This window comes from Lacipirellula sp. (genome assembly GCF_965279485.1).
GTDB lineage: Bacteria > Planctomycetota > Planctomycetia > Pirellulales > Lacipirellulaceae > Lacipirellula.
In genome coordinates, this window is sequence record NZ_CBDIIC010000002.1 from 4,214,187 (window position 1) to 4,240,280 (window position 26,094).

Annotated in this window: 22 protein-coding genes, 1 tRNA gene and 1 pseudogene; 13 read left to right on the top strand and 11 right to left on the bottom strand. The window is 56.1% G+C overall.

The window, feature by feature from the left end; all coding sequences use genetic code 11:
* Positions 1–1,812: 1,812 nt before the first annotated feature.
* A pseudogene (locus tag ACQY7R_RS24385) lies at positions 1,813–1,929 on the top strand (hypothetical protein); the annotation flags it as partial.
* Positions 1,930–2,108: 179 nt separating this feature from the next.
* Here ACQY7R_RS24385 and ACQY7R_RS24390 read toward each other — a convergent pair.
* From ACQY7R_RS24390 to ACQY7R_RS24400, 3 genes are all read right to left on the bottom strand, one after another.
* Positions 2,109–2,348: a hypothetical protein gene (locus ACQY7R_RS24390; RefSeq protein ID WP_428308156.1), complete on the bottom strand. Its 240-nt coding sequence runs from the start codon at positions 2,346–2,348 to the stop codon at positions 2,109–2,111.
* A 355-nt stretch (positions 2,349–2,703) separates the two neighbouring features.
* Positions 2,704–3,132 carry a hypothetical protein gene (locus ACQY7R_RS24395; RefSeq protein WP_428308157.1) on the bottom strand — a complete coding sequence of 143 codons (429 nt, stop codon included), beginning with the start codon at positions 3,130–3,132 and terminating at the stop codon, positions 2,704–2,706.
* Positions 3,133–3,227: 95 nt separating this feature from the next.
* Positions 3,228–3,869 (bottom strand): hypothetical protein, encoded by a 642-nt coding sequence (locus tag ACQY7R_RS24400; RefSeq protein WP_428308158.1) that lies wholly within the window; start codon positions 3,867–3,869, stop codon positions 3,228–3,230.
* A 241-nt stretch (positions 3,870–4,110) separates the two neighbouring features.
* Between ACQY7R_RS24400 and ACQY7R_RS24405 the strand changes: the two genes are divergently transcribed.
* Both ACQY7R_RS24405 and ACQY7R_RS24410 read left to right on the top strand, forming a co-directional pair.
* Positions 4,111–4,722, top strand: coding sequence for an ECF-type sigma factor (locus ACQY7R_RS24405; RefSeq protein ID WP_428308159.1), 612 nt, complete (start codon positions 4,111–4,113; stop codon positions 4,720–4,722).
* A 37-nt stretch (positions 4,723–4,759) separates the two neighbouring features.
* Positions 4,760–6,970 (top strand): protein kinase domain-containing protein, encoded by a 2,211-nt coding sequence (locus tag ACQY7R_RS24410; RefSeq protein ID WP_428308160.1) that lies wholly within the window; start codon positions 4,760–4,762, stop codon positions 6,968–6,970.
* A 989-nt stretch (positions 6,971–7,959) separates the two neighbouring features.
* On the opposite strand, the gene ACQY7R_RS24415 is transcribed toward ACQY7R_RS24410, so the two are convergent.
* From ACQY7R_RS24415 to ACQY7R_RS24430, 4 genes are all read right to left on the bottom strand, one after another.
* Positions 7,960–8,958: a DUF1559 domain-containing protein gene (locus ACQY7R_RS24415; protein WP_428308161.1), complete on the bottom strand. Its 999-nt coding sequence runs from the start codon at positions 8,956–8,958 to the stop codon at positions 7,960–7,962.
* A 98-nt stretch (positions 8,959–9,056) separates the two neighbouring features.
* Positions 9,057–10,136 carry a hypothetical protein gene (locus ACQY7R_RS24420; RefSeq protein WP_428308162.1) on the bottom strand — a complete coding sequence of 360 codons (1,080 nt, stop codon included), beginning with the start codon at positions 10,134–10,136 and terminating at the stop codon, positions 9,057–9,059.
* Between the two features lie 606 nt (positions 10,137–10,742).
* Positions 10,743–11,195, bottom strand: a complete 453-nt coding sequence (locus ACQY7R_RS24425; RefSeq protein WP_428308163.1) for a hypothetical protein — start codon at positions 11,193–11,195, stop codon at positions 10,743–10,745.
* 82 nt (positions 11,196–11,277) lie between these two features.
* On the bottom strand, positions 11,278–11,760 hold the full coding sequence (locus ACQY7R_RS24430) for a paraquat-inducible protein A (RefSeq protein ID WP_428308164.1): 483 nt from the start codon (positions 11,758–11,760) through the stop codon (positions 11,278–11,280).
* Positions 11,761–11,851: 91 nt separating this feature from the next.
* Between ACQY7R_RS24430 and ACQY7R_RS24435 the strand changes: the two genes are divergently transcribed.
* The 5 genes from ACQY7R_RS24435 (at position 11,852) to ACQY7R_RS24455 (ending at position 15,960) form a co-directional block, all read left to right on the top strand.
* Positions 11,852–12,088, top strand: a complete 237-nt coding sequence (locus ACQY7R_RS24435) for a helix-turn-helix domain-containing protein (protein ID WP_428308165.1) — start codon at positions 11,852–11,854, stop codon at positions 12,086–12,088.
* A gap of 198 nt (positions 12,089–12,286) precedes the next feature.
* The gene (locus ACQY7R_RS24440) at positions 12,287–12,793 is read left to right on the top strand and encodes a hypothetical protein (protein WP_428308166.1); all 507 of its coding nucleotides are present in this window, start codon (positions 12,287–12,289) and stop codon (positions 12,791–12,793) included.
* 348 nt (positions 12,794–13,141) lie between these two features.
* Positions 13,142–14,305 (top strand): hypothetical protein, encoded by a 1,164-nt coding sequence (locus ACQY7R_RS24445; protein ID WP_428308167.1) that lies wholly within the window; start codon positions 13,142–13,144, stop codon positions 14,303–14,305.
* Between the two features lie 121 nt (positions 14,306–14,426).
* The gene (locus ACQY7R_RS24450; RefSeq protein WP_428308168.1) at positions 14,427–14,720 is read left to right on the top strand and encodes a helix-turn-helix transcriptional regulator; all 294 of its coding nucleotides are present in this window, start codon (positions 14,427–14,429) and stop codon (positions 14,718–14,720) included.
* Between the two features lie 118 nt (positions 14,721–14,838).
* The gene (locus ACQY7R_RS24455) at positions 14,839–15,960 is read left to right on the top strand and encodes a tyrosine-type recombinase/integrase (protein ID WP_428308169.1); all 1,122 of its coding nucleotides are present in this window, start codon (positions 14,839–14,841) and stop codon (positions 15,958–15,960) included.
* A gap of 127 nt (positions 15,961–16,087) precedes the next feature.
* On the opposite strand, the gene ACQY7R_RS24460 is transcribed toward ACQY7R_RS24455, so the two are convergent.
* A tRNA-Ser gene (locus ACQY7R_RS24460) sits at positions 16,088–16,176 on the bottom strand.
* A 111-nt stretch (positions 16,177–16,287) separates the two neighbouring features.
* Here ACQY7R_RS24460 and ACQY7R_RS24465 point away from each other — a divergent pair.
* Complete coding sequence (locus tag ACQY7R_RS24465; RefSeq protein WP_428308170.1) at positions 16,288–17,421, top strand: tyrosine-type recombinase/integrase; 1,134 nt, start codon at positions 16,288–16,290, stop codon at positions 17,419–17,421.
* Here the strand turns inward: ACQY7R_RS24465 and ACQY7R_RS24470 are convergent.
* On the bottom strand, positions 17,398–17,862 hold the full coding sequence (locus ACQY7R_RS24470) for a helix-turn-helix domain-containing protein (RefSeq protein WP_428308171.1): 465 nt from the start codon (positions 17,860–17,862) through the stop codon (positions 17,398–17,400). The two genes, ACQY7R_RS24465 and ACQY7R_RS24470, sit on opposite strands and share 24 nt — an antisense overlap.
* Positions 17,859–18,131 (bottom strand): hypothetical protein, encoded by a 273-nt coding sequence (locus ACQY7R_RS24475; RefSeq protein ID WP_428308172.1) that lies wholly within the window; start codon positions 18,129–18,131, stop codon positions 17,859–17,861. The genes ACQY7R_RS24470 and ACQY7R_RS24475 overlap by 4 nt, the downstream gene beginning before the upstream one ends.
* A 258-nt stretch (positions 18,132–18,389) precedes the next feature.
* Between ACQY7R_RS24475 and ACQY7R_RS24480 the strand changes: the two genes are divergently transcribed.
* Together ACQY7R_RS24480 and ACQY7R_RS24485 are read left to right on the top strand one after the other, a co-directional pair.
* Positions 18,390–19,106: a hypothetical protein gene (locus ACQY7R_RS24480; RefSeq protein WP_428308173.1), complete on the top strand. Its 717-nt coding sequence runs from the start codon at positions 18,390–18,392 to the stop codon at positions 19,104–19,106.
* A 65-nt stretch (positions 19,107–19,171) separates the two neighbouring features.
* The gene (locus ACQY7R_RS24485) at positions 19,172–21,139 is read left to right on the top strand and encodes a S8 family serine peptidase (RefSeq protein WP_428308174.1); all 1,968 of its coding nucleotides are present in this window, start codon (positions 19,172–19,174) and stop codon (positions 21,137–21,139) included.
* A gap of 313 nt (positions 21,140–21,452) precedes the next feature.
* Here the strand turns inward: ACQY7R_RS24485 and ACQY7R_RS24490 are convergent, their stop codons facing one another.
* Positions 21,453–22,025: a tyrosine-type recombinase/integrase gene (locus ACQY7R_RS24490; RefSeq protein ID WP_428308175.1), complete on the bottom strand. Its 573-nt coding sequence runs from the start codon at positions 22,023–22,025 to the stop codon at positions 21,453–21,455.
* A 793-nt stretch (positions 22,026–22,818) separates the two neighbouring features.
* Between ACQY7R_RS24490 and ACQY7R_RS24495 the strand changes: the two genes are divergently transcribed.
* A complete protein-coding gene (locus tag ACQY7R_RS24495) occupies positions 22,819–23,700 on the top strand; it encodes a hypothetical protein (protein WP_428308176.1) in 882 nt (293 codons plus the stop codon).
* A gap of 331 nt (positions 23,701–24,031) precedes the next feature.
* Positions 24,032–26,062 carry a phage/plasmid primase, P4 family gene (locus tag ACQY7R_RS24500; protein WP_428308177.1) on the top strand — a complete coding sequence of 677 codons (2,031 nt, stop codon included), beginning with the start codon at positions 24,032–24,034 and terminating at the stop codon, positions 26,060–26,062.
* Positions 26,063–26,094: the final 32 nt, after the last annotated feature.

A 26,094-nucleotide genomic window follows, 5' to 3' on the forward strand; every position in this document is an offset into this window, starting at 1 on the left:
TTCGCCAGACGGCGCCTACGCCGCGTTAGGCGTTATACGTGGCGTTTTCACATAATAACAGGATCGACTGCCGTGGACTTAATCGTTGAATTGCAACGCGGCTCCATTCGCTGCGTATACGACGAATCGATTGCACTCTCCGAGTTGGGACGCGTGACGATCGAACGAGCTTCTCACGTGGAGCCAGACGCAGTTGGGGAGTGGTGGGCCGACCTCGCCCCAATCAACGGCCCGCGTTTAGGACCGTACGATCGTCGAAGCGACGCAATCGTAGCGGAGATCGGCTGGCTCAACGAACATGCTCTACGGTCGCCAGAGGCGAAGAGCTGAGGCGGCGAGCGCATACCATTGTTTATCGCGACTCTCGCATCTAGAGCCGTCTCCGCTGTTGCGGAGACGGCTCTTTTCAATCACTACCAAATCTCTAGAGGAGTTTACTCATGACACAGATGCAACTTGATTGCCAGGTCGCGGCGGCGACGGGCGAAAGTCTTCGCATCATCGAACGCCTAGGTTTTTCAATTGCCGATCAGCTTTTCCCTCAACATGATCCTGAGCGGCGGCGGAGAGTAAAGTACCTCGATTGGGATTGTGTGGCACGCCGACGTTACCGTCGACTTGCTGTCTACTGAGATGTTGACGAGCACTTCGAAAAGGCGGCAGCGATTTAAATTGAGGGAAACTTTTCTATCTGATGATTGAAGATTAACTTCGTCCGCCCCAATTACCGCACCCTCCACGGCGATGCCGAGTGACACTCTCGGCATCGCTCTCAACTCACCTCCGCACTAATTGTTATTTCATTGTCTTGTTTTGTGCGGCTTAAGCTTTGGCGCATTGATCGTGCAGCGCACGCATTCCGCAGAGTGGCGTGAGATGAATGGTCGCTTTTGCCGACGACATCATTTTTTAGCTATCAGCGCCCCGAGCTGATCCCCGAGCTCGCCATCGATACTGCGGATGGCGCACGCCAACCTGCGCGTCGGAGTCGTGGAAACATGACACAAAAGGGGCCTCAAATCCCCCCGCTGCGACAACCGATCAAGATACGCTGTGCCTGCAGAATGCCCGCACCTAATCGACAAACTCGACACCAAAGACTCCTTACTCACGCGAGATCTAGGCATTCAGGGGTTCATTTATGTCTGCACGCTCAACAAACTCATCCAAATCGCTTAACAGGAAACTTTCGCCTGGAAAGCACTCTTCCCATATCCACAAGGAAATCAATCTAGGCTCATCGGGAGAGTCAAATGGAGGGAGAATTGAATCATATACTCGCTGAAACAAAGAATTGTTCTTCGATAAATAAAAGTTGTACGCAATGCGTACTCGTTCGCGACAGTAGTCTGAAAGCGACTGCGCATGCAGAACGATCAATTCACGGATAATTTCACGAACTGATTGCTCGTCATTTGGGTCATCGACAAGTTAATGGGGAATACCGTCGCGACCATTTTGAACCTTGAGCCACTCAGATTTGTCAACTTCGAGATCAATCCTCGCTCCTTCGGAACACTCATTCACCGTTGTCTCGTACGGTTCTGCCAAAGTGCCGACCCAATTTATGGCGTCGAGCACATTTCGATCTCCGGCAAGCTTGTCACATTGAAGGACTCAGAACTTGAGCACTTACGACACGCGGTCCTAAGCAATGCCAACCGTCTTTGGAATAGAATGATTGATCCGGCGGACGCCCCCCTAGGACACGACGGCTACCTCAAACTTTGGGCACTAACGAAGCCTGAAATTGCAAGGGACTTCATCCTTCTCTATGAAGCCTAGGATACGAACGATGTCGTACTTGACGTTCTCAATCGACAGAAGAGTCAGCTCATCTACGTCGGCGACACACATCAGCAAATCTACGAATGGAGGGGGCGGTCAATGCAATGCAGCGAATCCCGACAAAGAATCACAGCCACTTAACAATGTCGTTTCGCTTCGGCGACTTGATTGCTGACGCAGCCAATCGGATTCTTCGCTCTCTTGGCGAACAAAGGCAAATCAAAGGCAACCCGACCAGGGCGAGCGAGATTGGCACGGTTTCGTTCAATGCCTCTCTTAGCCGCACCAACGCTACTATCATCGGTGAGTTTATAAGACTCCTAGCCTCTCTTAACGCCAATTAGGTTGAGGGCGGTCATGCCGCCGTTAAAAACAACTCCCCACGCGTCGCCGTCGGCATAAGCTTCAGCCGTTTTGCGGGCGTTGCCGTAGGCTTCGTGACCTTCGCGGACGACCAGTACGGCCCTCAAGCCCCGAGCATAAATGCTCGCTCCGCCCGAGAGGTAAGCGAGCGTCACCTCGCGACCGACCGTCGCGATCCCCTCGACCAGCGCCGGCACAAACGTGTCGTCGAGCCCCGACGCCTTCCATGCCGCCTCAGAAGCTGCCCCCAGCCGTTGTTGACAGTGATCGTGAGCGGATACTTGGTCGGCGGAATGATTTGTCTACCCGTGAACGCTACGTGAATGAACCAATTTAAATGGGGAATTGATTACGATATCAATAACAGGTAGTGAAATTGTTTTTAGCTCGCCGAGAACTGCTTGAAGCTTTTACAGAGCAGCGATTTCCATTTCTCGCCTCGCCAAAAATAACGTTGGGTCTCGAAGTCGCTCGAGGAAAAGCTGATCGTCTGAGTCGTAGTCTTTCCAGTCAATTGCACCAACACGACGCATGGCTACGTTAAACCCTGCTTTATCTCCTTCCGAGAGTGCGCGTAGTCAGCATCACGCGGTCGCCCGGGTACGCTCGCTCTCCGTTGGGAAGTTGCACCGAGTAGCGACCCAGTTGCTCGGTTGCTTTACGCTTGGCTTGCACACCTTCGTTGATAAGGCGGGCCTCTGCGTTGGTGGCGGTTAATGCGATGGCTTTCGAAAACTTCTGCTCTTGCAGGTTGCCATAGTCCGCGATGAGCTTATTGATGGCGGCATTTTGATGTGGAGCGAGATGAAGCTTGCCGTTGGCTGCGTACTGCTCCAAAGCTCGCAAGGGCTCGTCAGCGATTAGCAGAGATGTTGCTTCACGCATCCATGGTTGCTTTTGACGAACGATGACAGCGCTCGCAGCCTCGTAGTCTGCTTTTGATTCTCTGATCCACCAATTGCGCAAGTTTCGACCGCCCATGGGACCAGGAGTCGCTTGTCTGAGGAAGAACATCCGCATCTGGCTCAGCGCGAAGGCGAGTCGCCAACGCGCTGAGCCGGTTATGCAGATTAGTACTAACAGCACCCCCACGAGCCGCTAGCCACTTCGATGCCCGCGACTTTCACATAAACCTTTACGCCGCATGGAATCCCGAATTTCTTGCAAATTTTGATGCAAGCTTCCGCGACTGTGCCATTGGGAATCGAGGACGGCACATCGACGCAGACGCTGCCTTTCACAGGTACGTTGAGGCAGGCCTTACCATTGCGAATCGTCACGCTAACGCAGTCTGCATAGAGCTCAAACGTTGGTTCGCCCATGTCGGCACTCGTGCCGGACATGCTAAAATCTGATCCGCCAGAGCAGGAACAGCTGTGTGCGTCGCCTGAGTCAGATGGCGCTTCAATATCGTCCAGCAAAGCTTCCGCTAACTGGGCTTCGGGACTGTCGGCTGACTTCAGATGGACTCGTGCAAACCACATTTGACTGCCGCCGCCATCAGGCTTCCGGCAGTGCATCGGGGCACCCAACTGCACCTTCGTAATCAGCGACTTGGGGATCTTAAGCCTTGGGCAGCGTAGCGGAGTGCGGCCGAAAAGAATGTGGTCGCCGTATGATTTGTCGTACGCGACAAAACCTATCAGCACGCGACCTGCTTCCTTCATTTCTTTGAAGAAATCGTCTGTCGTATAAGTTGTGAGGTCATCGGACGGCATGATACACGGTCTCCCTTGGTAGAAAAAGGTTCCAACGGCACGAAAGGCATGGGTTCCGCGAAACAACGACGACCCGTTGTTCCTGTCGCCTTAAGGCAACTGTTGCTGATTCAGAACCGAAGGCTGTGCAGACAACCCGCCACAATTTCTTTCTGAGAGACAGCGACATCTGTATACGCATGCTGTTGAGCTGGGTAAGCTGAGGGGGACTGTGAGATCGTCGGTCCTGGAGGTTTGCAAGTTGCCCGCCGAGTCTGTTAGCCAATGGATCGCATCGTTGAAGGCCAACGATGCACTGGCGGCCCAACGGCTTTGGGACCGGTACTCGGCCAATTTGATAGAATGCGCTCGTCACAAGCTTGGGGCGGCTCCGAAGGGGATGGCAGACGAGGAGGATATTGCGCAGAACGTGTTTCGCAGCGTGTGCCGTGGCGCCGCGGCCGGCCGCTTCGCCGACGTCAAGGACCGCGACGACCTTTGGTGGTTGCTTCTGGCCATCACAAAGCAGAAGGTCGTCGATCACGTCCGACGCGAATCGGCGCAAAAGCGGGGCGGCGGCAAGGTCGCTAGAGAAGGAACGTTGGCCTCGCCGCATGCGGAGGAAATATTTACGCTCGATTGGTTAGTCGGTGATGAACCGACGCCAGATTACGTTGTGATGCTCGACGAGCAGAACTCCCGGCTGTTCGCTCAGCTGCGCGACGATGGCCTCCGTCTTATTGCTCAATGTCGCATCGAGGGGTACACCGTTCCGGAAATTGCAGTTCGCCTGTCCATTAGCAAGCGGTCGGTGGAGCGCAAGCTGCAATTAATTCGCCGAGCGTGGTCCAGGGACCTTTCAGGTGTCGAGTGATTCACACATCTCGGGGCGGTTGGTCAATGTAGCGTCGATGGACGACCGCGTGGACATCGTCTGCGATGCATTTGAGGCGGCTTGGATTTGCGGCGAGCGACCGGATATCGAGCCCTATCTCAGCGAATTACCGCCCGCCGAGCACGGAGCTCTATTTCGGGAATTACTCCTGCTAGATATCGACTATCGACGTCGTGAAGCTCGCGAGCATCGATCGAACGACTACGCAGCGAGATTCCCCGGCTTTGCCCTGGAGATTGAAACCGCCGTGCTGATGGGGGGATTCTTGACCGACGTGGGGGATAAGCCCCTTAGGCCGCTTTCGACAGGCGTTCCCGCGGAAGGCCGCATCGCAAATTTCGAGCTGATCGAAAAGATCGGCAGCGGGTCCAGCGGGGAGCTGTGGAAAGCCAAAGATCTCAGGCTTCGACGACTCGTTGCTCTGAAGATTTCCCATGCGAGTGCGACGAACGACGATGAGTTGCAACGGTTCTTGCGCGAGGCTCGGGCTGCCGCCCAGTTGCGTCATCCTCATATCGTTTCGATCTATGACACGGGACGCGACGGCGACGCCGCTTATCTCGTTGCCGATCTTATCGACGGTCCCAATCTCGCCGAACGGCTGGCCGGCCGCGCGTTGCCGGCGCGGCGCGCGGCCGAACTCGGCGCTATCCTGGCCGAAGCACTGCATCACGCCCACGAACAAGGCGTCGTGCATCGCGATTTGAAGCCGGCGAACGTCATTCTGGATCGAGATGAACTGCCCCACATTACCGATTTCGGTTTGGCGAAGTGGGCGAGCGACGAGCAGGCTCTGACTTTGAAAGGACAACTCCTCGGGACGCCCTGCTACATGTCCCCCGAGCAGGCGCGGGGGGATGCTGCGCAAGTCGACCGCCGCGCCGACGTATATTCGCTCGGCGTGATCCTCTACGAAATGCTCGTCGGCCGACCGCCGTTTGCGGGCGACCTCGCGGCTGTAGTTCATCAGGTCATTCACGACGAACCGCCAACGCCGCGGCAGGTTCGTTCTTCTGTCCCACGTGATTTGGAGACGATCTGCCTCAAAGCGATGGCAAAGGAGCCGGCCCGACGGTACGGGTCGGCCCAGGAAATGACCGTCGACCTGAGGCGATTTTTGCGCGGCGAGCCAATCCTTAGCCGATCTGATGGTCCGTTCGAACGATGCTGGCGATTTCTCCGCCGTCGACGAGCCGTTGCCGCGGGAGTTGTTTTGACAGTCGTCGCCCTTGGGGCATTAGCGTCATTGGGCGTCGCTCATCAACGCAATCGCACTCTTTTAGGCTACAAAACCGTAACTATCACGACAGATCCACCAGGAGCTGAAATCAACTTTGTGCCGCTCAATGACGGGACGGGCGAACCAGAGCCATTGAGAATCGTGTGGGCCGGTCGAAGTCCCATACGGCAGGATCTTCCAGCAGGGCATTATCTCGTGATCGCCGTATACGGAAATGATTCCACGCCCTTGGAGCAGCGTCGATTTCACGAAGTGCAACGGACGGTGCCTACCGACGTCAACGCGATTCGTACACCCTACAATCACTGTTACTGGGAAGTGCTTGGCCCCGAAGAGGTCGAGTTACCGTCGATAAAAATTCCCGAACTCGATGCGACTCAAGATATGGGATTGATCTCATCTGGTGCGGCCGGCCCGGCATTCTATATCGATACTAGTGAATTTGATCGTCAAGAGTATAGCGCTCGAATCTACGACGGCCAAATCACCGCGAGCATGGCGAAGCATCCCAAACCGGCCGACGCGCCGATTCACGCCAATTTCGATCAAGCGATGATGCTATTAGAATTAGCGGGAAAACGGCTACCTACAGCGGATGAGTATGAACGGGCCTGGCTGGCAAGCAAAAGCTCTGGAACGAGGGCTGACGCTCGTCCAGTTCAAGCTGAAGAAGACTTAGGTCGCAATCAAAAATCACTCGCTGCGCAGAGTTCGTCTTCGCTCTGCGGGCTGGACGCTGAACCTCGCGAGTGGACCGCCACCTGGGCTCCTCCTTTTGATCTTCCGGGCGACCTCTCTGTCCTCGATGAAGTCGCTCCGGCAAAGCGTCTTCGCGCCGTCTGGGTAGGGCACCAGGATTCAACGGGCGCGCGATCGCCAAATCAAAATAGGCGCAGTCAACTCGTTCAACATGAAGACCGGTCTAGGGGGGCCAAGACAATCGGATTCCGAGGCGCACGGAGCGCCGTACCGCCATACGTCCAGTAGATTCTCGTAACCTCGCGCCAGCGGCTGGAACATCATGGCCTCTGAACCATCACAATGGGATAAATCACGCCACCCGTATCGACATGATGGACATACGGGTGGTGTGGAGTCTCTTCGACGCGGTTCGCGTCGACTTCGTAGTTAATAACGATGTCGGTGCTCGGTTTGTCAATTTCGAATCCAATGGCGAGCGTTCTTGCCTTGTGTGTTCTCGGAAGGTAGCGTGCGTGCGGGGAAGTAGGCTGATGAATCGGATGGACATGCTCTGGCAGTCGAAAGAGGCAATACCTAGCGTATTTTTCGATAGGGCCGTTAGAATCACTGGTGTTGTCCAAGTAGAATTTTAAACATCCGTCGTCAATTAGCCGCACGTCCGCCGCGGGGACGTCCCAAATTCGCGGAGTAAATGTAGGCGTCTTCGGGGCCGGTAGACCGACATAATTGACGCCTCTCGACTTGAGCGCCGCTAGGGAAAATTCACAATCTGGACTATTCTCGCATAATTGCGGAAATTCCACAAATCCATCCGTTGCCATCACCGTGACTTGAGGGGCATCGCATTCGGCTCGGCAGTCGCAATTGTATCTGGCTACTTGGAAAAAGAATAAATCGGGATCCGGGCCAGTCGCTAACTCCTGCGGGCAAAGGCAAGGCGCTATAGGTTCGCACGGCAAGCATTCCCGGGGTTGGTTAACACAGACCTGTGGGCGCGGTTGGAAAAACCAGCGGCGCGCCGATGCCGTGTCCGATGCCACAAGAACGACCGAAGTCGCAGCAATAAAAGACAGGATGAATTTCATACGACTCCTCATGGAATGGCGAAGGTTGATCATGGCACGTTGAGTTAACGAGCGACTCCAGGGGCGGTCGCTAATTGAACCGCAAGTTCGTCTCGTATGCCGCCTTGGCGTTGGAAAATTCTGGCGACATTCAGGAATTTCCCGTAGCTGTCGGTGCGCCTCACGAGTCAACCAGTGCACGACGACTGGTCAGAAGTTCTCGTCTGGATTGCCATCGTCGCGGGTCGCGAGTCGCTTCAGCGTCAACACGGCCATGCCGTCTGCCAGAAACTGCACGGCTCCGTCGGCGAACGCCGAATTGATCCCACCCTGGTGGGAAGAAACAAGTGGATTATTGGCGCCTTTGATGTTGTATACCCCTGGAGCATCATAGTCTTGAAAGTTGATTCCGTATCGGATGCTCGTGATGTTCCAACTGGGCGGAAGCGACGCGCCGCCCGGCTCCGTCGGCGTGCCCGAAGCCTTGGTGCCCATCATCCAACCATAATAGAAGGCTCCGTCAATCCGTTGTGCTACGCTGCGAGAGTCAACGGCAAAGTCAGACGCCTCGCCAATGACGAGCGTTTTGCTCAGCCCGTCTAACACGTCTCTCACGCGGATGGCGAGATTATTCACGAGCATTCCGCCGGCGGAGATCTCGCCATCGGCTTTGGGATTGCAACAAATGCTCACCCGCCGCTCTAAGAATCCCTCGTGGCTCGTCGCTCCAGCAATTCCCACGTACGACGGCATCATGAGTTGAAAATCACCGACCGGCCAGAGCGACGGCAACGGACTTGATGGGCACTTCATGGATTCCACGATGACGCGATCGGCGAGCCTGCCGTTAGCCAAGTGAGCAGTGGCTTGGCCAATATCGCGACCATTTCGATCAAAACGATCGTAAATGTCTCGTCGCTCGAGCCATGGCATGGCATCGAGCCACCACGACACACCAGCCGACGAGGGCGCGCCCCCTGGTTCGCGCTGGTTGCGCGAGCCAATGGGAAACTCGCCATGAATCGCTTGATGATGAAGAGTTGCTAGAACAATTTGTTTAAGATTGGATTGACACGAGGCGCGCCGGGCAGACTCTCGGGCAGCCTGTGTCGCAGGGAGCAGCAGCGCTGTCAATAATCCCAACACCGCCACGACGACGAGTAGCTCTACTATAGTAAATCCCTTCCAAGATGGAGCGACGGGAATCACGGCTTCATTCCTGTGCGAACGACGTGCGGCGAATGCATTTCAACCCAAATTGATCGGCGTCTAGTCCGTCCAGCGCAACTCTTGGGAAGGATGAAGTCTCAGTAGCGTGCGCGCCGAGACATCTTCACACGGGCGACGGCTGTAGCGCATCCGATGCAGAATGTCATGAGCATCCGGCTCGATGCTTCGGGAATCGAGATGCTCTGCGGAGAAGCGTTGACGCCGAAGCTGCTTTTCCAAACAAACAGATCGCCTGTTCCCACGTCGCCGCTTTCATCTGCGTCCGCCGCGTTGGCGCCAACATTCCCGAATTCTCGTTGCCATATCAGAAAGTCATTGCCGTCGACATCGAAGTCGTAATCGAAATCACCCGAAGGGATCTCGTCGGTTGTAAAGTTCGAGAACACAGGCCCTGAGGTAACGCCTTGGGCGCTCGTGTAGAAACCAAAGCGGCCGTCTACAAATTTCCCGGGATGGTTAAATTGTTCTACGCCGTCAATGCTGATGATCAACCGCGTTGGAGTAAAATCGACGGTTAGCTCATATTGAGTATCAGTTGCGTAGCCAGTTGAGGCAAAGCTATTGGCTCGGGACAGCTCAGTGACGCCGCCGAGCGAATTTTGCGGCAGATCAATTCGTCCCCACAGTTCATCCGCAGTCGGAATACCCTGCACCTTAGAGAGTACGAGACCTTCTGACGACGTCGTAATGCCAGTGAGGTTGTGAAACGCCGTGAAGCCGGGCAGTGCGAAATCGAAGAAGTTGTTGGATTGACCAAATCCCTTCCAATCCACAATTAAATAGTCCGCGTCAGCAGCAGATGGATCGCCCAATGTGGCGTTACCAGGACTGAATCCAATGACAAAGCCCAATATGTCATCGTCATCTTTTCCATTGAGCGTACCCGAGATTCGCTTGTTGAGGGCCCCCCATGGACTATAGAGAATACTCGGCGTTGCATTAGGTTTATGCGTCGCCGTCGATGAAGTCACCGTCCAATCCGCGAGCGGATAGGGATCCGCCGACGTGGTATTGTTGTTGTCCGCGTGTGGAAAGCTCTCCCAGGCAAATGTGGTGAAATCGATGGCGACCGCTGAGGCCTCGATCCCTGACGAGATACTGGCAATGATCGCTAAGGGCAACGGAATTCGGTAGAGCCAGTTTGAAGAAGAAATCACGGGGTTTGCCCTGCAAGTACTGGAAAGTTCATGGCCCGCGGACTGAACATAGAGACTCGGGATCGAAAATTCAACAAACATACTCGAAGATCAACGGAAATCGTGTCGACTGGATTAGTCTTGCGAACCAAGTGAGAGGCTAAAGCTAAGGCGATTTATAATGCTTTAGGATTACGATTACAGAACTCTTTGAAGTTCTCTGCAAGGTGCATCGCAAAGGATCGTTTCGCATATGAGCCGTATCCCGGGCTCCATCGGCGAGTAGAATGTACGCAACGACAGAATGTACTTCGCCTGTCGAAGTCGAAGGCCCGCCCCTCGGGCGGGCCTTCTTCTTGCGCCGATGCTGCCCGAAGGATTTTTTGGCACGCTCCGAGGCTGCGTATCTTGAACTCGCTCAACGCGGACGATGTCGTGGCGGCCGACGACAGTCCGCTATACCGGGCATCAGCCCCGCAATCCAATCGTTTACCAACTCGCCAATGCCGAGTGGTATGATCTGGCTCGTAAGCCTGAAGAGCTCACGTCACACTGTGGGCAAAGAACAACCGGTTCTCGGTGCTGACTATCCGTTGAGTGGCCGCAAGTCGAAACGAATCACGCGCGTCAAACAGCCTGAGCACGCACGACGTAGACCAGGACAAGCAACAGATATCCAGCAGATGGGATAAGCATGGCGTACCCGCCTGCCGACCACCAAGTGAGCGACCTTACTAGCTTGAATTGGTATCGCTGGCCTCTCATTGTAGATCCCCTGGCTTCGACTTGTTCGATAACTTTATCCGAAATTATGTTTTCAATCATCAAGCAAAGATTTGCCAGCCTGAGTGGTCGCAGAAGTTGTGGAAAGTCAAATCTAAGCCCGTTGCCGATAGGTATGTCCGTGTACGTGCTAGATCGCACTGCCTTCCCGCTGTCGTACAGTGCAATCACGTAGTAGTCCGGCGTCTCGACAAAACTCTCCGGCAACAGGCCTTCTTTCGTAACTAAAATCTGACTTACTGGACTGTATTCGTTTATGAATACAGACAGCATTCCTGCGCCAAGCAGCCAGGGCATCAATCTCAACCAGCGGAATTGGTAGCATAGCGCGTCCCACTTGAGCCATAAGATTGCAAAGTTGAAGTTCACTGTGAGTCCTCTAGCTCTTTAAGGAGGACGATGCCCAAGCAGACATCGCGATGGCGATGCAGAACAGCACCGTACCGCTACCTATCGCAACAGTCGCCTGCCCACTGACTTTGAGGACGACAACCAGGATGGCAGCCACGAAGACGTCGAGCATCGAGTATTTTACCGCTTGAGCGGCGACGTGGTGCAACTTTTGACGACATTCGCGTGAGAGGTTTAGCCATCCGCTCGTGGCCGCTAACAGGAACGCATTCTTCACCAGCGGGAAGGCAACGCTGAATCCAACAATCAAGAAGGCCAGCAACCAATCGCCCGATTGAGCAAGACTGACGATGCCACTGACCAGTGAATAGCGCCGCACTCCGTCAATAATCGTAATCGCCATGAACGGCTGAAACAAAGCGATAGCCAGAGTGAGTTGAGAAAGAAGGGCGAGCGTTGCAGCATTTTGATTGCCCGCTCGTGCATCTTCGTTCGCTTCTTTGACTGTCATTGGAGCGGTTTTTCAATCTATCGCAATCTGAAACGCCACTTGTCGACTATAGTCGACGGACAGCGCACCGGCTAGTCGGGATACTTCCGGCATGCCGAAACGTCGGAGTCGACTACTGATTGGGGAGGAGTTGCGAGAAGCCCGCCTAAAGGCTGGCCTTACGCAAGAAGCCCTGGCGTTTGCCGCGGAAGTCGATCGCACGTACATCTCCTACGTAGAGAACGATCGCAAGTCGCCAACGCTTGAAATGCTGGCGACCCTCTGCTCGGCAACCGGCGTGCGAGTTTCTGACCTAATCCGCCGAGCCGAAAAATCCGCTGGTGCGTGAAGGCCTTCTGAAGGCGAAAATCAGCTTCAGCCTGCCGCGTCGACAATGTTCACGAGATCCGCGGGGAGGAGAAGCGACGACTAGGTGCAGGGAGTCAACTAAATCCAGCCTCGAAACGCGTCATAAATAAGTGACGAGGTGGTTAGCGGTTGGCGCAGTAGCGCCCTGGCCTCGTCTTTCTCCCCAGGAGACGCGCCTGTGAACTATACCCCAATGCCTGCTCGCGAGATGCGCGCATACCGCGTGGCGGGGCACGCCGTGATGGCCCGCGAGCTTAGCGTCTTGTGCGAGACGCTTGGCGACGGCGATCATCACTATCGGTTTGAAACCTTCATCGATCACTACCAGCAAGCAGCCAGAGAACTGCCGTACGTCCCGGTACGGAATTTCATTCGCTTTCTCATGGCGGGGCCGGCGGCAGAACTACTTCGCCTGGAGCGTCATCATTCAATCGATCATCGCGCCCCAGGTCGTACGAGGTTCCGTCGACACTGGCTACTCCGTCGTCAGGCGAAGCCTGATCCGGCGCTCGATTGGGCATTCTCACTCGTTATGGGGTGGTTCGGCGGAGGACGAACGCGAAACGCCATGCAAGTGTTTGACGAACATTGGCGCTCGGCGGTCGAAGCGTACCAGTATCCCACGCTCTGGAATGACGTTGACCGCATCGCGGAGGAGATTCTGCGCCATGAAAATGAACTCTAACTCGCAATCGGAGCAGTTGCAGAGAGCGCCTGGGTGCTTGGGAGGGGCCGGAGGTGGGCGTGAAGCTGGTTCTTCAAGCATCCTCAAAGCGCAAATCAGCATCTTGAAACGAGTGATTGCCGAAGCGGCTCGGTTGTTGGCAGAAAGCAAATGAGAGAGCTTGCTGCTGGCTGCATGACGCAGTGACTTACCGTTCTCACTGACTCGCACGACCGTGCTTCATTAGGTCCGAGCTTGGCGAATCGGCTTCGCCGGCGCAATCTCTCAATTGTCAAGTGTGACCTCTTTGGCTGTCAGAGTTACAATCCGGTGAGCATGGCATAACAGCTCTGGCGTTGGAGGCCAAATATGGATCAGGCGGAGAGTGGAACTGGTTTCGATGACTTTGATGCAACGCTTTTGGAAGTTCATCAACGTCCAGCGGGGCATTTGAGAAAGCTAACGCCTCCAATCCAGTGGGAGGTTACGAGGCGCCATCCGCTGTATCTGCAACTCTGGGAGACCGCGAGAAAGTACTTCGGAAGTACCACCGAGCTTTCGGACGAAGATTTCTTAGCGGCAGAGATCGCCCATCTGCAGCTTAAGCTAATCGGTATCCCGGGACAGCCTCAACCTCCGAGCGTCGAATTCGATTCAATCGATGAAACGCCATTGCCCGAGAGCTTACGTGCGGGAGCCGTCCGCCCGCTGACAGTGCGGGATGCTGTAGCGCTTCTTGTCGGGGCGGCGTCTAAGACAGCCTTGCAGTACGCCAGCACGCTGTTATTTCAAGCAACGCTCGACGATGAGGGCGAGCCTTCGGCGAAGCTGAACGTCCTGAAGCAACTCGGAAAAGTCGAGATGGCTGGCCTCGACGACTATCTAGACGTGCCTGTGTTCACTATCAATCGAAACTCTTCCAACGCACAGATTTCCAAAGATTTGTCGTTATTGCTTGAGGGGTTTAGGTGCGGCGAGCCCACTCCACGTAGTAGACCGGACAAGCACGCCGAGTATCTTCGTGTGTGGGATATGCGCGAAGGTTGGGCGGCCGGAGAGTACCACAGATCTCGCGAGATGTATGCGCACGAGATTGCGTCGCGATTAGGCGAATCCGAGTCCACTGTATTCAATCAGTATCGAAGTGCATTTGAACTGATCATCGGCCACGAGTACACGCCGGATCGATGGCGTGCATCGATGGGGCCCATCAAATTCAAGGCGGAATTCGGCAACCTTATCAGTTCAGATGCTGTCGGACGTGTCAGCCGACGGCGTCCGCTAAAATCCCCGACGCGCCGCCCAGTTCCCGAGAGCGTAATTACGCCAGAGAGCTTGGACAGCGAAAGAGGTCTGGTGGAGAGCCTAGCTACAACGGCTGATGAATTAGCCTATCACCGGCTTCTCGCAACTGTTGGGGAGTTGGTAGAGCGCGGCGCAGGCGACGAAGAAATTGCCGAGACGTTAGGCAAAACTCCGGAAGAAATCGGTGATTTTGCGCCGTTAAGGGCATGGTTCGCGCAAGCCCGCTAGCAGTTTCTGAGACGCGAAAAAATAGCGTCTTGCTTATTTGGTAACGCGGAGAAAGCGAAGGCGAGCGATTGCCTTCGCTATGTCTCCCTAGATCACCGTTGCCTAATGCTAGCGTTCTACCATGTCTGCCCGTGCTGAGTCTCGCTCCGCTGAGACGATATCAGACCTACTCACCGTCCGCGAAGCTGCTCAGGTAAGCCGCTTCTCAGCGTCAACACTGTGGCGCTATATCAAGAGTGGTCATCTGCCAAAAGTACAAATTGGCGGGCGCAATTGTCGCGTGCTTCTTCGTTGCGCAGACCTCTCTGCGCTCTCTGACGAAGTCAACAACTCGCCCTCCGCAGCCCGCGAACCAATAAGCCCGAAACCTTCTCGCAAACTGTCCGGGCGAGCCCCGGCGTGGAGGGACTTATGAGTTTCAACTAATAGGAATTGTTCCCGTGTCACGACTGCATAAAAACGAATTGATCCGCTGCACATACTATGTGTGGCGACTCTTTCAACGAGATAAGGTTTGGTACGCGGATGGGCGTATGAACGACCCTCCTCTGGGAAAACATTCCCTTGGCACTCGCGTGCACCATGAAGCGATGGCGGCGCTGACGGAGCTGGACACAAAACTCGCTATCAAGGCGGGCCTAGCAACGCCGGAGTCGATTGTCCGCGGAGACGATATCGGTATCGCCGACGGATGGCGTAAATACCTTGAGCACTGTGGTCGAAGCCAAGGACTTGGCGGCGTCGCTTACAAGTCCTTGCAGCGTTACAACTCCATCCGAGACAAGCACCAACCATGGTGCGACAGCAACAACATTAGCACTTGGCGGCAGTTCACACGTCCGGAATTCGAAAAGTATGGCAACTGGATGTTCGCCAAGTATGCGCATCGAACATGCTACACCGACCTAACACAACTGAAAGCGGTAGTGAAATGGCTGATCAATGAGCAGCTACTACCCGAAGGGAGTCGAATCGTCTACAAGCTCCATAAAGCGGACGGTACGGACACGTACTGCCCGCGACCCATTGAAGTTCAAGCGATGCTTCAGTACTGCGCTGAGCGTAAGGAGCTCGTTTGGCTCAATCAAGTACTGTTCGCACTCGCCCATCTAGGGCTCCGAATTAGCGAGCTTGCTACGCTGCGTTGGAGCGACATCGATCTTCAGCAAGGGTTCATCCGTATTGCTGACGAGCGTTCAAGCAAGAAGCGGCGGGAGGCCGGGATCGCACGTACCACGAAGGGTAAGCGGTCGAGAGTGATTCCGATTCACCCGGCGCTCGAAAGGATGCTCGATGGCATGGAGCGACACCCGCATGGTCGCGTCTTTCGGGCTGCGTTGGGTGGGATTCTGCGGCCGGATAATGCCCGGGACATGCTCATTCGCCAAGTGATCGCGCCACTCTCGGAGAGGTTTCCTACCCCTCCTGGGGAGATCGGATTCGAGGCAACCCGTTTCCACTCTCTCCGTCACTATTTCTGCTCGCAGTGCTTCCTGAGCGGGGCGTCCGAGGGGGAGATCCGCGAGTGGATGGGGCATCGCGATTCGAAGATCGTCGAGCACTATCGGCATCTGCGCCGGGAAGACGCGACCCGGAAAATGGGGCAGGTCATGTTCCTGCCCGATGCTTTGCTACCCGGAAGTGAAGCCGGCTAGCGGCGGCCAGAGCCTGGGTTTGGGCCCGTTTTGTCCCACTTATTGTCCCACTCACTGGGACAAAGAAAAAGCGGCCGCTGTAAGTCACTATTAGTAGATGACTTAAAGCGGCCGCTTTAGTAAAGAGCGGAGAGGACAGGATTCGAACCTGCGAACCAGGTTTCCCCGGTCACCGATTTAGCAAACCGGCGCATTCGACCACTCTGCCACCTCTCCCGTGCTGAAATTATGCTTGATTTCTAGGCTAAAGTCAAATTACTGTGGGTTTTGACCGGTTAATCACTACGCCCGGCACTACGCCCACCCTTGGCTAACCTAGACTTGAGCATGGTCAATCCCAAACCCAGTAAGCCGCGGAAAGACTACCCTCTGTACGCCCATTCGAGCGGCCAGTGGGCCAAGAAGATCAATCAGCGGGTGTATTATTTCGGCCCTTGGGCGAATCCGCAAGCCGCCCTGGATAAGTATCTCGACGAAAAAGACAACATACTGGCCGGGCGTCCACGGGCAGGGAAACCTACGCCCACGACTACTACCGTCTCCGACGTGCTGGAGGCGTTCTACGAGGACAAGGAAGGGGCCTTCGAGACCGGTGATATCAACGAGCGGACGCTGGGCGAATATAAGGGAATTTGCCGGATCATCGGCGACACGCTAGGGGACGATACCCCGATCGACAGCGTGGCGTTCAATGAGCTGTCACGGCTCCGCCGGAAGCTAGGCAGGGGCAAAAGCGGCAAGGCAGTCTCCCCCGTCACGCACAAGCGGCTGCTGACTTTCGCGCGGATGATCTTCTCTTTCGCGAATGACGAGCAAGGGGCCAACGTCCGCTACAAAAAGGCGCTCAAGACTCCCGCGGCTCGAACCATTCGTAAGGCTCGCAATGAGGTGGGCGAACGGCTGTTCACTGCCGAACAGGTGCGGCAGTTGATCACGGCAACCGACCCCGAACTAAAGGCGATGGTGCTTTTGGGGATCAATGCCGGATTCGGCCCCAAAGACTGCTACACGTTGCCGATCAAGGCCGTCGACCTGGATGGCGGGTGGATTAGCTATGAGCGACCGAAGACGGGAGCCCCGCGCCGCTGCCCGTTATGGCCTGAGTCGCTCGCGGCCTTGAAGACGGTGATAGGCGATCGCAAGAGCGGCTTAGTGTTCAGCAAGTACGATAACCGCCAAGTGTGGAATCGCCACATTGTCGGCCGCGCCTTCAAGACCCTCGTTGAAGGCTTCGGCTTCTATCAAGACAAGATCACGACGTTTTATTCGCTGCGCAGAAGTTTTGAAACCATCGCGAGCGCAGGCGACGTATCGCAGCCTGTCATCGACCTAATTATGGGGCACCCGCCGCGCACTGGAGACATGGCCGCCGTATACAGGCAAAAGGTCTACGATGAGCAGCTACGCAAGTGCGTCGAACACGTTCGCGGGTGGGTGCTAGGAACGGTAGTTCTTAGTTGACGACTTCCTCGCGGTGGTTCTCGGCGTGGGCGATTCCGACTGACGGGACGCCATAAACCGTTCCAGGTTTGCAGGCTGAATCTTGTACCGCGGTTTGGCGACGCCCTTTCCGACGTTCGACGCCTTCAACTGGCCAGACTTGATCCAGCCGATAACCGTCTCCGGCGTGACCCCAAGGCGCTTCGCCACTTCCGGCGGCGTTAGCGCATCAGGTTCAGTCGGCTTCTCAGCCGTCGCCGCGATGCAATGGGCGACATAGCACTTGGCGGCAGTCACGTCCACGTCTGGCACCGGGGCACGGACCAATTCGCCGTGCCCTGCCCTGGCCATCAAATCCGAGACTTCGCCAACGATGGCGGCCGCGCGGTGGCCCTGCCACTGGCCGAGCGGGTCAGCTTCATAGATGGCGTCGAGTTCAGTCAGGTACTTAGTGAGGCTCATGGTACGAGGCCCAACTCGACGGCGAGCATCACGGTAGCGACCGCCGCAAGCGTCTTTGTATGTTTGTAGGTGAGCCGGTCGACCGTCATCGATTTCGGCGGATTCCCCGCCTTCGTGTTGGCTTCGATATCCAACACATGGGGGTGGCGAAGGATCGTGCGGTAGTGCTTCGCCACGACGGCCTTGAATGACAAGTTTTTGCGTCGCGCCTCATCTCGCAAGAGCCGGCGGACCTTCACGACAACCGGTGCAATTGGGACTTCGACCATAAGACCTTTCGAGAAGAGTGGGTACGAAAAAGGCGACGCTTTCAAGCGTCGCCTATAGCTCAAGAATACCTGACTTGCGCAGGCGTGCTGGCAAATTCGATCAAGATTTTCCTGTTGCAATCGCTTAACGTTGGCCTACGACTCATGCAAGCGTCACAATTAACGACTGCTGGCATCAATTAACTGGTTCACCAGGTTGCGTTTTGGCAACGCATGCGTTTACAATCCTGACCGGAGGCTCGAATGGTACGAATACTATTGGCTGTTTTTATCGGACTTGTGGCATCGACAGCGTTGGCGGAAGAGATTCCACGCAAAAGCGCCTCCGCGCCACCAGTCGTGTCTCGCAGCATTCCCATCGACAGCATTTGGTATTACGGCTCTGTAGGAGAAAGGAGCCTTCGACGCCTTGAACCCGATTTACTCGTATTTCGGGATACGCCTGAAAACATCAAGAAGTACAGCTCGCCAGAAGCCCTGAAGGACCAGCGGGAAAAAGCCAAGCGGTCATTAGTGCTCAAGATCGAAAAGGCACTGCGCGGACTTCCGATAGCCGATCCCAAGATCACACCCGCCCCAGGATTCGTCGTGCATGGGACCGGACGGGAAGCACTTCAAGGAATCGTCAACGTCCTAGTTGAGGAAAAAAAGCCGGAGGGAAATTTCTCTTCCAAAGACGAACTCTCGCTGGTGTTCTTCACCCACCCGACAGGAGTCGGCACGGGTATCGAATCCGTCGAAGTCGAGGGGAACTCCATAAATATTACTTACTTCTTGACTTCCAACTCAACATTACTGAGCAACCCCCGCCTCTACCTCATTCCGCTCGGAGAACTGCCTGCCGGAAAGTATGCCGTGAATATGGCTCGCCCCGCCAACGAGGCTTCACGCAATCAACCGGGCTTTCCTCCTATCCCAGCCGGAGTCGAGAAGTACACCGTTTGCAGACCGTTCGATTTCGTCGTGAGCGAGTAGGCCGCCGAAGTCGTTTTGACGAGATAGGCTGCGCCCGCTTCAATTGCCGATTAAGGAGACTTGCAATGAAATGGACTAACTTGATTGCTCTCACTGCACTCAGCGGGCTGCTCTTGCCTCGTGCTCTTTTCGGAAGCGAGGACACTCGCGGTCCAAACGGGATTAATTCGGCGGCGATTACGCTCACCGGAGCGGGGGTCAGCATCGGGCAAGTAGAGGCGCAACGTCCCGGAAAATTCGGCGACGGATTTGACGATGGGGCCCACTCTAATTACAGCACAATCCCAGAAGGCGTTTATATCCTAGATGGCCTTCCGCCCACCTGGAACGATGACGACGAGTTATATGACGATACATTCGACCCACCTATCGCACACGCCACTCTTGTTGCTGGTGTAATGATTGCTACGGACCCAGTAGCCACGGGCATTTCCACGGGAGCAGACCTCTATGCATCCGGCGTCTACGGCCCCACAGGTCCTATTGACCTATTCGATCGGATAGCAATCACAGCCCAGTACATAGCCACTCGTGACAATGATGAGGTAGTGGCGATTAATTTTAGCTTCGCCGTTCCTTTTGAAGTAGACCACCACTATGACGGCCAGTCAAAGGTAACCAAATTTGTAGACTGGTCTGCGAAGAAGCACGACGTGCTTTATGTCGTCGCTGGTTACGAAACGAATAAGGGAGCAAACGTGGCTCAGCCGTCAGACAATTTCAACGGCATAACTGTTGGTGCTTCAGCTAAAGATTCAGTCTCAGGCGTCTACCAACGAGTGGCGAGCCTAAACGTCTATAATCAACACCCCGAGAGCAATCGCTGGCTCGTCGATATCATTGCTCCCGGTGAAGATGTAACGCTGGCCGACATTGGCGGACCAGACCCGCATACTGTTGATTCGGGAACCAGCCTAGCTGCACCACATGTAACGGCGACGGTAGCCCTCCTCCAAGAGCATGCAAACGCCCAAGCTGCATCTTCGCACTGGGGCGAAAACAAGAGCCGGCACGAGGTAATGAAGGCCGTGATTATGAATTCGGCCGATAAGATTCTCGATGACGGAATGGCAATTCCCCCGGGCAGGGATACTCCAGTGCCTTTGGGCGGACTTCTCGGCATGGAGCGTACTGTCTACAAGAAGCCTCAAGGCGAGCAAACTGAATTAACTTGGTTTGATTCATCCGCCTACGATGACAGAGCCTTCGAGCAAGGGGCGTTCGTCCCGCTCGACGATGAAATGGGCGTAGGTCATCTGAATGCCAATCGTGCGTTTAAGCAATTTGAACCCGGCGAGTGGGAAGCGGACGATGGCGAGACGCATGATGGCTTGGTGCCATTGATCGGATGGGACCTCGGTGAAACGGGAGGGACTGGGTCTGGAAATATTCAAAAATACACCTTCGCCGATGATCTCCTCGCGGACTCATTCGTGTCGATAACTCTCGCGTGGGATCGAGTCGTTGGTTTCCAGCCGCTTGTCAATGACCTGAACAGCGACGGTGACTTCGACGCTGGTGAGGATTTCGCTGACTATACGCAGGACCCGTTCGCGCCGCAGGCTGACTCGGCAATTAACGATTTGCGGCTGTGGCTGCTCCCAGAAGATGCTGCAACTACCGCCGGGGCAATTGCCTCCTCTGACTTCAGCGAAGGAACCGTGGAGCATCTTTTCTTCCAGATTCCTGCAACTGGGAAATACAAATTCTGGGTCGAGCAAGTCGACGATGACGTTAGTACTGGGCAGGAGTATGCCATTGCATGGTGGGCAGCCGGTGTGCCAACTGAACCAACTCTCGGCGGCGACTTCAACAACGACGGCAACGTTGATGACGACGACCTTGTTTCTTGGAAGTCGGGCTTCGGCACAACCTACGACGGGGCCGACTTCCTTGACTGGCAGCGGAACTACGGGACCACGCCCATTACGGCCGTCCCGGAACCATCCGCGCTGATGCTAAGCGTGCTGGGGCTCGCTGCTCTTCGCCGACGACGGTCCTCTATAGCACGGCTAGCTAGCATGTCAGGCTAGGTCGGTAACTCAGGCAATCGCCTTGTCGGCGAATCCGTCCCCGTCGTACGGACACCTTGGCGGGTGACGACGGGGCGGAGCCTGCCTATCGCTATATAGCATGGCTAGCTAGCATGTCAGGCTAGGTTGGTAGCTAGTCAGGCTAGCATTTCAGGCTAGGTTAAATAGGATCTTGATGTACAAATTTAAATTAAAAAATCCGTAACGCGAGACAAATGGGCTCCAAATGCCGTGCCATAAAATCGCCCGTTTCGGTCCGAAATTCAGACCCCACCCGGCCTACCCTCGCTCGGCTCGGCTCGTCGCTCGCCGCTCACACTCTGCTACTGATCACGTCGATCACCACCGTGGGGTGTAGATGCTTGACGTAGCGTTCGGTGGTGGCGACGTGGGCATGGCCTAGCTGTCCCCCGATGATGTTCATCGGGACGCCCTCATTGACCAGCTCAAAGGCGTGGGTGTGACGCAGCCCGTGGGGGTGTACCCGCTTGGCGATGCCCACTGCGGCCGCCAGCCGCTTCATTAGGGCCCGGACATAAGCGGTCTTCACCGGCTCGCCGCGCAAGGTGCAGAACAGCGGCACCTTAGCGCCAAGGCCAAGCGCCTTCCGCTCCGCCAGCCAGAGGTCGAGGAGCGCGCGGGCAACCGTGTCGAGGCCTACCACGCGGGATTGGTCTCCCTTGCCGTGGAGAATGCGGAGCGAATTCGCCTCCACGTCGCATGGCCGCAGAGCTAGGGCCTCTGACACTCGCAGGCCGCTCCGCCAGAGAATTCCGATCAACGCCCGGTTCCGGGTTCCCGTCGCCCCTTTGGAGCAGGCTTGGAGCAATCGCTCGACCTCGGCGCGGGTGAGCGGTTCGACGGGGTACTTCGTGCCTTTTCGCATCGCAGTATCACCTTTGGAAGAGAAGTGTAACTCTATTCCAAGTCTACCCTCCGATTGTGCGGGCGGACGGGTGATTCGCGCAAGAATGATACTCTTTTGGAGATGTTCGTGTCTAATTGTAACGGCTCGCTCCCGAGCCATCGCGTCCACGAATTCCGCAACGAGACCCAGACCTGGATCGCGTGGTCATCCGGCTACGCTAAGCCACGTCCGGCCGCCGGCTCCGCAGCCGCGCTGGCGTTCGACTCGCTCAAGGTCTGCCACGAGTTGGCCCCGTCGAGCATGCTCGACCGCACCGCGGCAATTGCCCTCGCCCGGCTGCTACGGGCTATTCGACGCGGTGAGGGCCTGGAAGTCTTGGCCGGCAGAGCGTACGCGGGCGCGGGTCCACACCCGCGAGCGTGCCTTGGCTACCGAAGCATCAGGGCGGCGGCGAAGGCGACCGGGCTATCTCGACGCCAGATATGCCGATTATGCGGATTCCCCGGTTATAGCGGTCGTAAGGGCCGCAAAATCGGACCAGACTGCCAAAATGGCACCCCTTGATCATTTTTGCCAACCGCGCGAGGGACATTACGCACCTTAATAGCCCCTGCGGGCGGCCAAACGGGACTTGCGACGCTTCTGGTCTTGTTTGGCTATGCACTCGAAACTTGACACGCTAGCCAGCGAATTAGAATGAAGGCTATACGCGAGCGATGACTACGCCCGCGCGACGGTCCCTGTGGAGCTTAATGGTGGGGACCATCGCGCGGGCGTTTTCGTTTTAACCCAGCATTTTGGAGAACACAACTTGAAGCTGCTGAAAGTCCAGGTAGCCGCCCGTCGCGAGCCCTCCCAACGCAATCAGGAGAAGCTCGCTGAGACCCTCCGTGTGATGATCGAGGGCTTGTCACTCCGAATACTTCGGGACCTTCGCGGTACGAAAGAACTTCGTGAAGAGCTTATTTCGGTCGGGTTCGAGGCGGCGTGGGAGAGTCTCGGCGACATCTTGACGAGCTATTACGACGACGAACGTGATTTCGTTTGGCACGTCCAACGGATCGCCGAGCCGCCGATGGTTGTCGCCCGCGACGGTCACTATAAGCCGGCCGGCGTCGGCCACGATCGGCGGCGTGAAATCGCGAGGGAGCGGGACCAGAACGAGCGTCAACAGGAAGCCGGCCACAGGCTCCCAGAGGCCTTCCGCCGAGCCGGCGGCGGTGTCGAGCATCGCAGCAGCCTGAACGGCAACGAGGCCTATAACGGCCCCTGCGACGACGTGGTGAGCGATGCCGAGCGGCGGACGCGAGCCGCGCAACGGGAGCTATGGGCACGCTGGTTTGCGGCGGAAGTGGAGGACGCCCTCCACGATGAGCCGCGCTGGTTGTCGAGGGCGGTCGAGCTGGTCATGAAGGATCGGCGATTTGGTATCGGTGACCGTCGCCGACCGAACGTCGCAGCCATTGCTCGCGAGCTGAAACTCGAATTCGGGATCAATCGAGACGCGCTCCGAGCTGGTTTTTGGAGGCTGGCCTGCCGCGTCGCTGCCGACGCCCCGGACTATGCGGAGGTGGACGGCACGCCGCTCAATCCTAACAAAGTCGGGCGACGCTTGTTGCCCAATCATTGGGACCGAGCGGCCGCGGAAGGCGAGGCGATGAAGCTCGCCTTGCTGCTCTTTTGGGCGGCATAAAGAATTCCCGAAATTCTTTTCCCCAAAACCGAGGGCGGCGCGCGGAGGACTTGTAGAGGGGATCAGCTTGCCGCCTAACCACCTCTTACCAGCCGTCTATGGAGAGTCTGTGGAGAGTTAGTGGAGGCCACCCTCCATTCATTTTTCCCTATTTTCGCCGAGCGAAATGCCAGTCCTGGAGGGTATGGAGGGTTTTTCTCTCTTAATTAACTACTTCCATAAACTAACGATGTAATGAAGCGCGCTAACAAAGCGCATACGAAACAAACCTGAGATGGAGGCTAACCCTCCATACTCTCCACCCCTCCATTGACCAACACCGAGGACCAATTTGGACGTATTGATTGACAACATCCCTGCCGAGATGAAGGCCGAGCCCCGCTGGCTCGTTTGGGAGCTAATCGACCGCAACGGCAAACCTACGAAACGCCCGGTCTGTGGCGGCAAGAGTAACCAGCCGGCGACGTGGTTTTCGTTTGACCTCGCTGTCGAGCGCCATCGGAACGGAAACGGCCACGGCATCGCATTCTGTCTCGGCGACGGCTGGGTCGGTCTCGACTTCGATGATTGCGTTAGCGAGGGCATCATTGACGATCGCATTAAGTCGATCATCGACACGTTCGACTGCTACGCTGAGATCAGCCCCAGCGAGACTGGCGTCAAGATGATCTGCCGCGGTCGCAAGCCCGGTAAGAAGTGCAAAAAGGATGGCATCGAAATCTATGACGAGAAGAGGTTCTTTTGCGTCACTGGCCAGAGCGTCAAGTCGCATTCAGTCCCTGACCGCCAGCTGCAGCTCGACGCCCTCTACGCGCAAGTCTTCGACCGTCAGCCGACTGGCAACGCCGCCCTCAATGCGATGTTGCGGACGATGGTCAAGCCCGGCGAAAATGACGGTTCGCGTCGTCTCTACACAATCTGTTGCCGTGCCGTCGAACATAATCTGACAGACGACGAAGCGATAGCGACGATTCGCGAGTACGAAAAGCAACGTCCGTTCCCCGAGCCATTCGATGATTCGCAGATCATCGCCCGGCTCCGCGACGCCGAGCAACATCAGACCCGTCACGATCATGCCACCGACATGGGTAACGCTGAACGCATGGCAGCCCAGCACGGGGATAGCCTTCGCTACGTCGCCAACTGGCGCAAGTGGCTCGCATGGGATGGCCGTCAATGGGTGCTGAGCGACGACGCCGCGATCGCGAAAGCGAAGCTGACCGCCCGTTCGATCCACGGCGAAGCTGCCAGCGCGAGTGGCGAGGTCGCCGAGTCGCTGAAAGCGTGGGCGAAATCATCCGAGAGTGCCAAGCGCGTCCGTGACATGACTTTTCTTGCTCAGAGTGAGAAGCCATTCCCGATCGACCACGATCAACTTGACGCCGATCCCTGGCTGCTCAACGTTGAGGACGGCACGATCGAGTTGACGACCGGGAAGCTCCGCGAGCATCGTCGCGAAGACCTGATGACGAAGTGTTGCGCGACCGGTCACTCGGCCGAGCCGCCAAAGCGATGGCTGAAATTCCTCGCCGAGATTCAAGATGAAGAAACCATCGGTTTCCTCCAGCGACTAATTGGCTCCGCGCTCGTGGGCGAGGTCCGCGACCATCTGCTCGCCATCATGTACGGTGTCGGCGGTAACGGCAAATCAGTGCTCGTCCAGACGATCGTCGGCATGCTCGGCGATTATGCGTCGATGGGCAGTGACGATTTGCTTCTCACGTCAGCGTCCCATCCCACGGCCCTTGCCGACCTTTTTGGCAAACGGTTCGTTGCGATTAATGAGACGGACGAAAAGGCAACCTTAAGCGAGGCGCGCGTTAAGAACATCACCGGCGGTGACCGAATTAAGGCCCGCCGTATGCGAGAAGACCTGTGGGAGTTCACGCCTTCGCATACTGCCGTGCTTAGCACGAACTACAGGCCGATCATCCAAGGGACCGACAACGGCATTTGGCGTCGCGTTTACCTTATCCCGTTCGATGTCACGATTCCAGCCGAGAAACAGGATAAAGCTCTACTCGCCAATCTTAAAAAGGAGTGGCCATCGATTCTCGGCTGGGCAGTGCAAGGTTGCCTTGCTTGGCAGCGAGACGGACTGAAGCCACCAGCCAAAGTCACTGACGCAACCAAAGAGTACGCTGCCAATATGGACACGATCGGTCGGTTTCTGGCTGAGTGCTGCAAAACGGGCGGCGAGGTCAAAGCATCCGACCTATATCAGGTCTATCGCGCGTGGGCGCACAACAATTGCGAAGACAAACTTACCTCCACCCTGTTCGGCCTGAAAATGAAAGGTCGCGTTGAGTGGAAGAAAAAGTCCGACGCAAACTATTACATCGGACTCAAGCTGGCTAGCTAGCCGCGAAGGTGCGTCGATTGTTGGTCCTCTCG

Bases quoted from the DNA above. Each gene is read 5' to 3' on its own strand.
- ACQY7R_RS24465 (WP_428308170.1), top strand. From the start codon at position 16,288: ATGGTCAATCCCAAACCCAGTAAGCCGCGGAAAGACTACCCTCTGTAC.
- ACQY7R_RS24430 (WP_428308164.1), bottom strand. From the start codon at position 11,760: ATGACAGTCAAAGAAGCGAACGAAGATGCACGAGCGGGCAATCAAAAT.
- ACQY7R_RS24410 (WP_428308160.1), top strand. From the start codon at position 4,760: ATGGACGACCGCGTGGACATCGTCTGCGATGCATTTGAGGCGGCTTGG.
- ACQY7R_RS24395 (WP_428308157.1), bottom strand. From the start codon at position 3,132: ATGGGCGGTCGAAACTTGCGCAATTGGTGGATCAGAGAATCAAAAGCA.
- ACQY7R_RS24475 (WP_428308172.1), bottom strand. From the start codon at position 18,131: ATGGTCGAAGTCCCAATTGCACCGGTTGTCGTGAAGGTCCGCCGGCTC.
- ACQY7R_RS24450 (WP_428308168.1), top strand. From the start codon at position 14,427: ATGTCTGCCCGTGCTGAGTCTCGCTCCGCTGAGACGATATCAGACCTA.
- ACQY7R_RS24435 (WP_428308165.1), top strand. From the start codon at position 11,852: ATGCCGAAACGTCGGAGTCGACTACTGATTGGGGAGGAGTTGCGAGAA.
- ACQY7R_RS24400 (WP_428308158.1), bottom strand. From the start codon at position 3,869: ATGCCGTCCGATGACCTCACAACTTATACGACAGACGATTTCTTCAAA.
- ACQY7R_RS24470 (WP_428308171.1), bottom strand. From the start codon at position 17,862: ATGAGCCTCACTAAGTACCTGACTGAACTCGACGCCATCTATGAAGCT.
- ACQY7R_RS24425 (WP_428308163.1), bottom strand. From the start codon at position 11,195: ATGCCCTGGCTGCTTGGCGCAGGAATGCTGTCTGTATTCATAAACGAA.
- ACQY7R_RS24490 (WP_428308175.1), bottom strand. From the start codon at position 22,025: ATGCGAAAAGGCACGAAGTACCCCGTCGAACCGCTCACCCGCGCCGAG.
- ACQY7R_RS24485 (WP_428308174.1), top strand. From the start codon at position 19,172: ATGAAATGGACTAACTTGATTGCTCTCACTGCACTCAGCGGGCTGCTC.
- ACQY7R_RS24445 (WP_428308167.1), top strand. From the start codon at position 13,142: ATGGATCAGGCGGAGAGTGGAACTGGTTTCGATGACTTTGATGCAACG.
- ACQY7R_RS24455 (WP_428308169.1), top strand. From the start codon at position 14,839: ATGAACGACCCTCCTCTGGGAAAACATTCCCTTGGCACTCGCGTGCAC.